Below are 11,658 nucleotides of genomic sequence, written 5' to 3'. Positions count from 1 at the left end.
CGGCCAACTGGTCGCGCCGCTATCGCGTCGGCAACTTCCGTGCTAACAGGGTGCATCAGCGGGACGTTCTTCGGCACCCGCTGACTGAGAGACCCGCGTGCTCCCGCTGCAACCAAGGCCGCACCATGGATCTCAACTATCTTTTCGCCCGCCATCAGATCTCGCTGATGAAGGCCGCTTCGACGCTTTGCCTGGAAACGCGGACGGCCCATCTCGGTCTGGCGGGCCTTTATGTGGAGCGTATCGATCGCCTGCGCAGCGCCATGCGGGGCGCTGGTCGCAGCGTCTTTCTTTGATCGTGCCTGGTGTAGCGTCCATAGACGGACAGCAGCCTGTCCCGAAGAGCCACGCGCGCGGCCCCGTGGTGACGCCGTACCAAGCCTGTGACGGGAGCGTAGCTGCATGACCGCCGAACAAGATCAGCCAGCAAGCCTGTGGCGCACTGTCGGCGGCAATACGATGCGTGGCGGCCGGCGTGCGCCCCAGAAGATCGCCGCTGGCACCCTTGGCGAGGTTCTCGCGCTGGTTGCGGAAGAAGATCCTGAGGAGATCTGGCGCCTGGTCGTGCAGACCGACGATGGCAGGCATATTCGGTCATCGGAGCTTCGTGAATTGCTCCGCAGCCAGGCCGACCAGCAGTCGGGTTGATCCGGCGGTGGCCCCCGCAATGCGGACAGCCGTCCTCTACCAGAGGGCGGCCGGGCACAATGGAAATGGTCTGATATTGGGGCGGGTCAGCATGCCGACCCGCCGATCAGCGATAGGTCGCTGCGCCGAAAGACGTCACATTGTGGCGGTGCTGCAATACAGCCCATACCGCATGATAAAGGTCCGCCCGGGCAATCTTGCCCAGACGGACCGATTCCAGAAACTGGAAATGGGCCTCCTCGACGGAGCCCCGGCCCCAGCGCGCCTGCAAACGCCTGGCGAGCTGGATAGCGCGAGGCTCCCCCCGATAAGGGTGTGAGGCCTCGGGCATCAGAGCTGGGCTTCGCGGGCCTGGGCGGCGCTGTCCGCCACGTCCTGAAGACGGCGGGCCGACCGCGCTTCCTGAGCCGAGTGGCGCACGGCAAGGCCGCGCCAGGCGCGTTCCGAACGGAGGAACTGCTCCTTCACCTCGGTCAATATGCTCTGCTCGGCCTGGTGCGCACATTCGTCCGCCCGGGCCATGCACATGTCGCTGTTCGATGCCATGATTGTGCTCCGCTCGTGATTGTCAGTCGACCATATCGGCGACGAGGCGTTTCAGGTCCGCAGGCGACAATGTCGCGCCCGATCGGGCTGGCGTACGACGCCGCTGCGGGTGGGTGTTACAGGAAAAGGGGGTGGTATCTTTTTGAGTCTTCAAGAACATTCTTAATCCGTGGCGACGATCGCCATTGTTGGGATGAACAGGCGGCGGTCCGTTCCGGGAGAGCATGTTGGGCATGCGCTTCGTCCGTCGGGCGGCGGCGCCTGACCCGGCGGCATCGGCTGGCCGACGCCTTCCGGGGTAAAAGGCTGATATCGCTCAGGCAGCTTCGAGATTGACGGCGGACGCACGTCCGCGCTGGTCGGCCTCGATCACATAGGTGAGGCGCTGCCCCTGCTTCAGCGTGACCATTCCGGCGCGCTCGACGGCACTGATGTGCACGAAGCTGTCGCCGCTATTGTCTTCCGGCTCGATGAAGCCGTAGCCTTTGGTCTCGTTGAAAAATTTGACGGTGCCGGTCGGCATGGAATCTTCCTTCATAGGCAAAATATCACCAGCCACGGGGCTGATGAGCTGATAGCGCGTGAAAGGAAAATCTGCGGATCAGGCAGTAAATTCGTCGCAGGCGACGTTAAGCATGACCATAGATAAGGAAATTTTTCAAAAAGTCAATTGTTGCCAGTAAAGTGAATCCTCGGTGATGTACAATTGGAATCTGATCGAGATGGCATAAACAGAGTGAATCGTCTGTGCAGATGTGGGCTATGCGGGCACGAATCCGGCCGCTGGAATAACGTCAGGGCGGGCGCCGGACCGCCCGTCTAACGAAACATGGACTCCGTTGACGCGCCGCTGAAACTCGCCCGCCCGGTCCCGCCCGTTGTAGAATTGGCGATACCAGATGCGCCCCTTGTGAAAGGGCCCGTCCTCCGGAATCTGAAGGATCGACAGTGCGGGCTCCTTGTTCTGCCACAGCTCGAAATCCTGGGCGAAGGCCGCCAGCCCGGCATCCTGATAATTTCGGGCCAGCGCGATGGCCGCCCCATCGACCGGCCCTGCCGACGCGCGTACGGCAAGTGCATACCAGACCTGAACCATGCCGTCTTCGACCGGGGTGTGGCAGATCATCATGACCGACGGGTAGCGCCCCTCCATGCGAGACAGGAGGATGCCCGGGCCGGTATAGCAGGTCTCGTTGAGCAGCGCGCCGCTGCCCGCGGCAAGCGTGCGATGGCCTGATTCGAGCGTCTGCCGGATGACATGATCCTCGAAGGCATTGGCGAAATAGACGATGTCGGTGCTGCCATGAACCGGCCGGAAATGGGCGAGGTCGGTCATATTGTCGAGGATCTCCTGCGGGTGGATCGGCAGCGTCCCCAGATCGTCGAGCCGCCACCGGACCCAGCCCTCCTCCTCGGCGTCCCATTCCGCAAAGTCGGGCAACGCATAGTCCGGATCGCCGCCCTCCATGTCGTGCCACATCCAGATGCAGCCCGCCCGTTCGACCACCTTATGGGCAGTCACGCAGGCGGCCTTGGGAATGGCGCGGGTCGAGTAGGGAATGTCGTCGCATCGGCCATCCGCGCCATAGCGCCAGCCATGAGCAGGACAGCGGATCGAGTCCTCTTCGACATGGGTCCCGTCGCGCACGACATAGGAGGTCGTGTTCTTCGCCAGGTGGACGCGCATGTGCGGGCAGTATGCGTCGAGCAATATGGGGTTGCCGGAGCGCTTGCCCCGATAGAGGACCATGTCGCGGCCGAAGAAGCGGACCGGCCTGGGCACGTCGTCCACATCGGCGGCGACCGCGATCATGAACCAGCCGCGCGGGAAGGTGAGCGGGCCAAGCCCGTAATCGGCGGTGCGTGCCATCGGCAGGGTCTCCCCGAGATCAGATGAAACTGTCGGCGTTGGGCGCGCCGAGCAGAACGCCACCGAAATTGCGCCCGACCTTTGACGGGTTGTTGGCGACGTGGGTTCGTCCGGCATGGATGTCACAGAAAATGCGCGAAATCGGCCGGTCCCTGAAAATACCCTCGGCGCCGGACGCATGGAAGATGCGGGTGACGAGATCGGCGCAGCGGCTGGAAATCTGTGCTGACTGGTAGCGAAAGGTCAGCCGGGTCTCGACGTCGGCCTGACGTCCCGCCCGGGCGGCGGACATCAGATGGTCGAAGTTGCGGTTGAGCAGGGCCTTCATCTCGTCGATCGCGGCGGCGGTCTCGGCGACGAGCTCGAGCGTGGCCGGATCCTGCGCTGCGCAGGACGCGTCGTTGTTGGAGACGCGTGTCGCGCCGGCATTGCGGAACAGGTCCAACGCCCCCTGCAAGGCGCCGATCGAGGAACTCGAGACGGCCCGAACGAAGACCTGACCGAAAGGCAGGCGGAACAGTGGAGAGTCGTTGACCTTCAGTCCCGGGCTGCTGACGGCAAAGCCGTCCTTCGACCGATGCACGCGATAGGCGGGTACGAATGCCCCCTCGACGACGACATCGTGGCTGCCCGTGGCGCCCAGACCCATCGTCTTCCAGACCGGCAATATCGTGAAATCGCGACGCGGCACGAGGAAAGTCACGAAGTCGGGTGTGCCGGTCGTCGGGTCGGTGATCATCCCGCCCAGAAAGGCCCATTCGCAATGGTCGACGCCGCTGGAGAAGCTCCACCGGCCCGACAGGCGATAGCCGCCATCTTCGGGCGTGACCCTGCCCTTGGGCATGTAGGAGGAGGAGATCAGCGTGGCAGGATCCTCACCCCACACATCGTCCTGCGCCTGAGCGTCGAACAGCGCCAGTTGCCAGTTATGCACCGCGAGCACGCCCAGCACCCAGGCCGATGACATGCAGCCTTCGCCGACCTTCATCTGCACGGCGTAGAAGCTCTGCGGATCCATTTCATAGCCGCCATAGCGGCGCGGCTGGAGGATCTTGAAGAAGCCGGCGGCGCGGAAGTCGGCGATCGTTTCGGCCGGAAGGCGGCAGTCGCGTTCGGCCTGTTCTGCCCGCTCGCGAAGCAAAGGGATCATCGCCTCGGCGCGCGCCACCAGATCGGCTTCGGTCGGCAGGCCGACAGCTTTCGTCAAAGTCATGCTCCGTCTCCTCGTTTGTCGTCAGGCGGCTGCCGCCAGTTTCGCGCGCTCGTCCGCGCCGAAGCCGACGCTGAAATCATGTCCCCAGTCGCTGATCGCCGTGAACTCGAAGGCGCTATGTTCGGACCAGTCGAGCTGCAGTCCGCCAAAGCCATATTCGAGCGCGAAGCCGCCCGGCGTGGCGGCGTAGAAGCTGACCATGCGGTCGTTGCTGTGGCGGCCGAGCGTCGCCATCAGCCGCGCGCCTGCCTGCTCCATCCGGTCATAGGCCCGTCCGATCTCGTCCAGCGTGGGCAGTTCGACCATCAGGTGCACGCAGCCTGCCGGAACCTCGCCCTCGAACAGGGCGATGCTGTGGTGGCGGGGATTGTCGCAATGCAGGAAATCGATGCGCATGGCGGGACCGTCCGGTCCCAGCGGGCGATGGACCATATAGTCCGACAGGTCGAAGCCGAGCACCTCGTTCAGGAAATCACGGGTCGCGTCGATGTTCGGCGCCGGCAGCACCACATGGCCCATGCCGAGCTGCCCGGTGACGAACTGCTCGACCCCGGCGGGCGAGCGGAAGGGCGCGGACGCCACAGCGGGCCCGTGAAAGATCTCGTGCCGGTTCCCTGCGGGGTCCAGCAGCCACAGCATGTCGGTGACGCTCCTCAGAGCCCGCTCGGCGGCTGTCGATCGCTCGAATGCGATGCCCTTGCGCGCAAGCTCCTCCTCAGCGTCCTCGAAGGCCTTGCGTCCGCGAACCTCCCAGCCCGACGCCCGGTAACAATCCGTCGGCGAGGGGATGACGATGATGCGGCCGGGCCGCTCGTCCATGCGCAGAAGAACGACGCCGTCCCGCTCCTCGGCGGCAAAGCCCGCCACCGTCTCGCCAAACTCGATCCACTGCCTGGGTGCGGTGGAACCGATCACGCAATATGCGAGGCCTGCAATCTGCATCCTGAGACATCCTCTTCCGTTCGATCCAGGGATGCCATGGCACCCGGTCGCGGAAATTGATCTCGGTCAATAATATGCTGATATGCGTTACGGATATCCGCCGTGAGGCGAGATATTGTCATGAAAATCGCTATCAGCGTAGAAAATGCGTAGATTCAAAGCCGTTCTCGCACTGTCTCCGATCTGGCTCAATAATCCTTCGAATAGCGGATGCTGGCATTGGACCCGCCGAACGAACTCGTCTGGCTGAGCAGGCTGAGCGTCTTCGACAGCGATATCTCCAGCTGGGTCGCCGTGAAGCCGCGTGCGTCGGTGATGACCTCCACATAGATGTCATTGGAGATATATTGGCCGGCTGCGAGCGCAGTGCCGCGTCCCGCCGTTTTGTCTGCGCCGAGGACGCGCAGCCGGTCGATGCCCGAAGCCGAGCGCAGCTTGCCCAGCGGATTGAGGCCGCCGCCAGAACCGCGCAGCGAATTGAGCGCTGCCGCCAGCTGGATCGCCTGGGTCGGTGACAACGAGGTGACGCTCTCGCCGAACAGAAGGCGCGACAGCACCTCGTCCTGAGGCAGCGTAGGAGTCGAGGTGAAGCTCACCTGTGGCGCCATGGCGCGGCCGCCGATGACGATCCGGGCGGTGACGCCTTCGACCGAGGTGTCGGCCGAGAGGTCGAGTTCGGGGTTCGTCAGCTGACCGCCGTCGAAGCGGATCTCGCCCTGTTCGTCGAGGTCGAAGCGGCGGCCCGCGAAGGAATAGGTACCCCGCACGACCGACAGTCGACCGACCACGCGCGGATCGCCCGCCGTCCCGGTCACGCGCATGTCGGTGGCCCATTCGGCTTCGAGGCCCATGCCGCTGACGAAGATCTGGTTGTCGGCCCGGATTCGGATATCGAGCTTCCAGTTGCTCGGCGCGGCGCCCGCGTCGTCGCCTCCCGGCTTGAGCGGCTCGTCCCCACGCCGGCGGACGCCGGTCAGTTCGGCGACCTCGGCTGCGCCCTGCCGGATGATCCGGTAACGCGCTTCCGGCACCCGAAGGTCTCCCTTGATCAGCCCTCCGCCGGGGCCATTGGTAATGTCGAGCGTCCCCGAAGCCACCGCGCCCAGCGCGTCGCTCTTCGCCAGACGCGCCTTCGCCAGCGTCGCCTTCAGCTGGATCGGGAAGCCCTCGGTCGCGGCGAGGCCGATCCGGCCGGTGGCGCTGACCGTGCCTTCGCCGGCGCGACCGGTGAAGCTGTTCAGCAGAAACTCCGATTGGGTGAAACGGCCGTCCAGCGCGATGTTCGAGATTACCGTGCCATAGCTGCTATTCTCGTAGCGCAGCGTCTTGGCCCGGGCGACGCCGGTCAGCGTCGGATTGTCCAGCCGGCCGCCGAAGTCGGCTGCGATCGCGATCGGGCCGCTCACTTCCTGTCCGGCGATACCGGTCAATGTCCACGGCACATCGGCTGGACCGCTATAGCGGATGCCGCCCGACAGCGGCGCCTGCATCAGCCGTTCCTGGAGGGTCGCGCCAGCACCCAGCGGAGCGAGGCGAGTCACGAAGCGCCCGACGACATTGTCGCCGCGCCGGACGATGCCGCGCATATCGCCGCCAGAGGCGTCAAGCTTCGCCAGCAGGGCGAGATCGACCGGTTCGGAGACGACATAGGCCGAGGTTCGGGTGAAGCGCTTGATGTCGAGCCGAGCGTTGACGGTCGGCGTCGCCTGGCCGGGCAGGCTGGCATAATCGAGCGTCCCGCTGGCGCGGCCACCGAGGCCGAGACCGGGGGCGAAGGCCTGCGCGATGCCGATGTCGAAATTGGCGAGACGTGCCTCGAGACGGCTTTCCCGGCCATAGCGGCCGGACAGGCGAACCTCGCCCTGCGGCACGACCAGACGGGCCGGGGACAGGACCCAGTCCTGACCCTCGCGGTCGAGCCGGACCGGCTCGGCGAAGCGGAAGGCGACGTTGGCGACGCGGCCCTTGGCATTCGCGATGATCCGGTTCGGGGCGAAGCGCGCTTGCGCCGCGACATCGAAGTCGGCGCCGCTGCGGCCCTGAGCCACGATGGCCGCCGTTCCCGAACCCTCGCGATAGTCGATGCGCCCCTGCGCGCGCTTCACGATCGTCTCGCCCTGCCGGACGTCGGCGAGCAAGAAGCGCCCCTGTGCGGCCGGCCCCTTGGGGCGTAGCACGACCTCGCCCTTCAGACTGCCCTGACCGATCATAATGGGGATGTCGCCCGGTATACGGGCGGCCGAGGCGATGATATCGGCGACGACGCGCTGGTCTCCACCGGCCGCAGACAGCTGCAGCCCGCCCGACAGGCCGGAGCCCGCCAAAGTCAGGCGACCGTCGAACGGGCCGGAGCGCGTCTGGACGATCGTGCCCTTGAGATCGACGCCGGCGACGGTCGCCTTGGTGATGTCGATCGCGAGCGGTCCGCGCCCCTGCCGGATCAGCAGGTCGGCGGTCAGCGGGCCATAGGCGGTGGCACCGCGCGCCTTGACCGCATAGCCCTGCGGCACGCCACGCAATTCGGCCACGAGGTCGCGCAACTCGACGCCCAAGCCGGGACGCGCGGCGCGCAGGCGCACCAAGGGGCGGTCCAGCGTGCCGCTCGCATCGATCACGAGCGGGCCATAGTCGCGCGAGCGGCCGGATGCGCGAAAGGCGATCCTGCCATTTTCGATATCATAGCTGCCGACCGCGTTGCCCAGCTGGAAACCGGGCGAGCGGACGGTAAAACGGGTCAGTCGGGCGACCCGTCCGTCAAAGCCGAACTGTCCGGTCGCGACAGCCGTACCTCCGAGCGCATTGCGCAGCGTTTCGTTGTCGATGCGACGCGTCGTCATGCGGAACCCGCCGCGAACCCCGAACCCGCCTTCGCGCCCCGGTACCAGCTCGGCATCGGTGACAAGTGCGATGCGTCCGAGCCCGTCGACCTGATAGTCGTTCACGCGGCCCTTGAGTGCCCCCGTATAGATTCCCTTGGCCGGGTCCGCGATGATGATCGCGGTGGCGTCGAGCGTCTTCGAACGAAGGCGCAGATTGTCCGAAAGCAGCCGGCCGCTCGACCAGGCAAGGTCGCCGTCCGCCTTCAGGTCGATCAGCAGTCCGCCGACCGCCGCGTTCAGGCCGGTCACCCGCCGCGCGGAGGCGTGGAGTGGAATGCTGATCCGGTCCGCATCGACGCGGGCCTTGCCCTCCGCCGCGAGCCCCTCGACGCCGAGGCTGCCGAAGGCCAGCCGCTTGGCCTTGATCGCATAGGCGATCGTCGGAGCCGAGAAGGGGCCGTCGAGCGTCGCATCGGCGAGGACATCGTCGCCCGACAGATTTTCCGCCATCGCACGCGCCTTCAGTAGCGCGGCGTTCAGATGGAAGTCCGCGAAGCGGTTACCGGCGAGATCGACCGTGCCCTTGGCGGTCGCTCTCAAGGCATCCGACGCGATTTTGGCGTCGATGGTGGCGCTGCGCTCGGCGAGCCTGGCGGACGCGTCGACCGTCAGTTGGGGCGCGGTCAGACCCGCGATCGGCCCGGTGAAGATGATCCCCGGGCGCAGCGCGCCCTTGGTCGCGAACAGCCCGGATCGGGCGGTGACGGTCAGGTCGGCCAGCCGCTCCTGACCGCTAGTGGCTCTGAGCGTACCGTCCCAGGCGCGCCAGTCCCCAGCACCGGCGAGGGTCGCCGCCAGCGGCTTGCCGAACCCGGCGAAGCCATCGACCAGTCCGCCCGCCGGCGCTTGCAGTCGACCGTCGATCTGCAGGCGGTTGGACGCGGGCACTGCATCGAGCCGGAGGCGCAGCATGTCGCCACCTGCCAGACCCCTGCCTGTCAGCGCGGCGGCATCGGCGGCAATCACGGCACGGCCGTCTGCGATGTCCACCTTGCCGGAGAGGCGCACGACATGCGCTTTACCGGTGATCGCCGGAGCGACGACCAGCCGGTCGATCGCCAGCCGGCCGAGCGCGACGTCGATATCGGGCAACAGCGGGGCATCCGGGTCGCTGGGCACCGGCTTCAATGACGGAAGCCGCTGCAGCCGGACTTCGGGCGAGGCCAGTTCGCGTATGTCGATCCTGTTCGAGCTGAGATAGGCGATAGGCCGCCAGTCTAGGATGAGCCGGTCGGCACTGAGAAATACCCCGCGCGTGTCGCGCAGCTGCACCTTCGACAGCGTCATGCGGCCATAAAGCGATCCATCGATCCGCCCGGCGGTGAGGCGGAGACCGGAAGCGGTCTCGAAGCCCGCGAGCCTGTCGGCGAGGAAGCGGCGACCCGGACTTGTGTCGAGAGCGGCGATGGCAAGCAGGACCAGAAGGACAAGACCGGCAATCGTGCCTGCCGTCCACAAGGCGATGCGCTGCCAGAGGGGCCGACTGGCGCCCGAACGATTGCCCGCGGGAGCCAAGGAGGTGTCGATGTCGGCCATCAGAAGGCCTGACCGATGGAGATGTAGAGCGCGATCTTCGATTCACCCTTGCGGCGATTGATAGGGGTGGCGATGTCGATCCGCATCGGCCCGAAATTGGTATAATATCGCCCGCCTATGCCGGCGCCGTAGCGCATCCCCGACAGCGAGGGGGTGGAGCCCTGGCCGACCCGCCCGGCGTCGAAGAAGGGTACGATCCCATAGTCGCCAAAGCGGTAGCGCGCCTCCAGTGCGAATTCGGTCAGGCTGCGACCGCCGACCGGATCGCCATTGGCGTCCTTGGGTCCAAGCTGCTGGAAGCCGAAGCCGCGCACCGATCCGCCGCCGCCCGCATAATAGCGCCGCGAGGGCGCGATGGTGTCGCGGGTCGCCCCGACGATCGACCCTACGCGGGCACGCCCGGCCAACACGAGCGAGTCCATCACCGGATAATAAGCGCTGCCTTCCAGCAGCATCCGCGCATAGGCGTCATATCCGCCATTGTTGCGCTTCTGTGCTTCGGGGCTGAGGCGCCCGGTCACGCGGAAGCCCCGCGTCGGGTCGAGCAGGCTGTCCGATCCGTCATAGCCGAGCTGGCCGGGAGCGGCGACGATGAAGTAGGTGCTGCGCGGGCGCTCCCCGTCTGCCGGGTTGAAGCGGGTCTCGCGCGATGCGGTCAGCTCGCCGCCGATGCTCCACGTCCATTTCTTCTGGAAGATCGGCGTGCTCGATCGCGACAGGCTGCCGGTCAGGCTGACCGTCTGCGCATTATAGGCTTCGAAGTCCTGACGGGCGACGCTCGCGCCGAGGGCGAAGACGCGGTCGCGCTGCCCGGCGTTCGAACGGCGGAAGGCGGTCGACAGGCTTTGCTGCTGCGTGCCGGCGACACCCTCCACCGTCAGCGCGCCTTCCGGCGGGAACAGGTTGCGATGGGTCCAGGAGCCGGTGAGCTTGATGCCTTCGCCGGTGCCATAGCCGGCGCTCGCCGCCAGCTGCCGGCGGGGGCCTTCGCTCTGGCGGACGAGGAGGTCGACGGTCTCGGTACCGTCCGCCGCGACGATGCCCGTGCGCACCGGTTCGATCGCGACGGTCGACAGCAGGCTTGTGGCGATCAGCGCCTGGCGCAGGTCGTCGACCTGACGGCTGTCATAGAGGTCGCCCCGGTCGAAGCGCCGGATCACCTCGATATGACCGGCGTCGAATACGGGATCGCCCGCAGTCCGGATCCCGCCGAAGCGGGCCTTGGGACCGGAATCGAGCGGCAGCGTGTAGTCCCCCTTGTGGTCGCGGTCGTCGAGCAGGATGTCCCGCTGCCCCACCTCGACGAAGGGGTAGCCATTTTCCGGCAGGCGTAGGGAGACATTCGCCTCGGCCGTCTCGACCTCCGCCGCGACGATCGGTGCGCCGCTCTTCAGGTCGAGCGCGTCGACCGCCAGTTTAGTCGGCTCCTCGGTGGCGCCCGTCACCGCGATGCGTCCGAACATGTAACGCGTGCCCGGCGTGGCGGTCAGCGTAGCGGTGAGCCGATTGCGGCTGTTGGGAAGCGTGTCGACCGAGATGGTCGCGACGCCGTCATAATAGCCGCGTGAGCGGAGCAGCCGCTCGGCCAGCAGAACGTCTTCCTCGGCACGCGCACCGATCTGCGCGGCATTCTCCGCCTTGCGCCCATCGGACAGCAGCGCCGACAGGTCACGGAACTCGTCTTCGAGGCCAACGTCCTTCAGCCCTTCGATGCGAACGTCATAGGGCAGCTCTTTCGGCTTCTCTTCCGCCACCGTGATCGCCGGCGGATCGACCGGGGCGGCGCTTAGTGCTGGTAAAGGTTGTTCGAGTTCGGGTTCGGGCGCCAGGGCAACCGGTTCGGCGGGGGTGTTAGGAGCCGGTCCCTCGCTGGTTGCGGGCGCGGAGGTGTCCTCGAGCGGGGGCAGGGCAGCCTCGAACGCGGCATCGTCGAGCGGGCCCTCCGCGGGCTGGGCATGGGAAAGTGTCGAGGCGGCCGTGGCGAGAAGAACGGCAACGAGAGATAACGGCTTCAACGAACGGCC

General features: G+C 66.2%; 9 protein-coding genes. 2 read left to right on the top strand and 7 right to left on the bottom strand.

Going from position 1 to position 11,658, the window contains the following annotated elements:
- Positions 1-125: 125 nt before the first annotated feature.
- A complete protein-coding gene (locus tag G6P88_RS06810; RefSeq protein WP_165322476.1) occupies positions 126-296 on the top strand; it encodes a hypothetical protein in 171 nt (56 codons plus the stop codon).
- Positions 297-402: 106 nt separating this feature from the next.
- Complete coding sequence (locus G6P88_RS06805) at positions 403-648, top strand: hypothetical protein (protein WP_165322475.1); 246 nt, start codon at positions 403-405, stop codon at positions 646-648.
- 330 nt (positions 649-978) lie between these two features.
- Here the strand turns inward: G6P88_RS06805 and G6P88_RS06800 are convergent, their stop codons facing one another.
- The 7 genes from G6P88_RS06800 to G6P88_RS06770 form a co-directional block, all read right to left on the bottom strand.
- Positions 979-1,194 (bottom strand): hypothetical protein, encoded by a 216-nt coding sequence (locus G6P88_RS06800; RefSeq protein ID WP_165322474.1) that lies wholly within the window; start codon positions 1,192-1,194, stop codon positions 979-981.
- Positions 1,195-1,510: 316 nt separating this feature from the next.
- Positions 1,511-1,717, bottom strand: a complete 207-nt coding sequence (locus G6P88_RS06795) for a cold-shock protein (protein WP_165324971.1) — start codon at positions 1,715-1,717, stop codon at positions 1,511-1,513.
- Between the two features lie 237 nt (positions 1,718-1,954).
- The gene (locus G6P88_RS06790) at positions 1,955-3,064 is read right to left on the bottom strand and encodes a 3-ketosteroid-9-alpha-monooxygenase, oxygenase component (protein WP_165322473.1); all 1,110 of its coding nucleotides are present in this window, start codon (positions 3,062-3,064) and stop codon (positions 1,955-1,957) included.
- 19 nt (positions 3,065-3,083) lie between these two features.
- Positions 3,084-4,277, bottom strand: a complete 1,194-nt coding sequence (locus G6P88_RS06785) for a flavin-dependent monooxygenase (RefSeq protein ID WP_165322472.1) — start codon at positions 4,275-4,277, stop codon at positions 3,084-3,086.
- 21 nt (positions 4,278-4,298) lie between these two features.
- The gene (locus tag G6P88_RS06780; protein ID WP_165322471.1) at positions 4,299-5,219 is read right to left on the bottom strand and encodes a VOC family protein; all 921 of its coding nucleotides are present in this window, start codon (positions 5,217-5,219) and stop codon (positions 4,299-4,301) included.
- A gap of 188 nt (positions 5,220-5,407) precedes the next feature.
- The gene (locus G6P88_RS06775) at positions 5,408-9,634 is read right to left on the bottom strand and encodes a translocation/assembly module TamB domain-containing protein (RefSeq protein ID WP_165322470.1); all 4,227 of its coding nucleotides are present in this window, start codon (positions 9,632-9,634) and stop codon (positions 5,408-5,410) included.
- Positions 9,634-11,649: an autotransporter assembly complex protein TamA gene (locus G6P88_RS06770; RefSeq protein ID WP_165322469.1), complete on the bottom strand. Its 2,016-nt coding sequence runs from the start codon at positions 11,647-11,649 to the stop codon at positions 9,634-9,636. The genes G6P88_RS06775 and G6P88_RS06770 overlap by 1 nt, the downstream gene beginning before the upstream one ends.
- Between the last annotated feature and the right edge of the window lie 9 nt (positions 11,650-11,658).

Source organism: Rhizorhabdus phycosphaerae (assembly GCF_011044255.1).
Classification (GTDB): Bacteria; Pseudomonadota; Alphaproteobacteria; order Sphingomonadales; family Sphingomonadaceae; genus Rhizorhabdus; species Rhizorhabdus phycosphaerae.
Note: the sequence above shows the minus strand (reverse complement) of the source record. Positions and strands in the feature narration are given on the sequence as shown.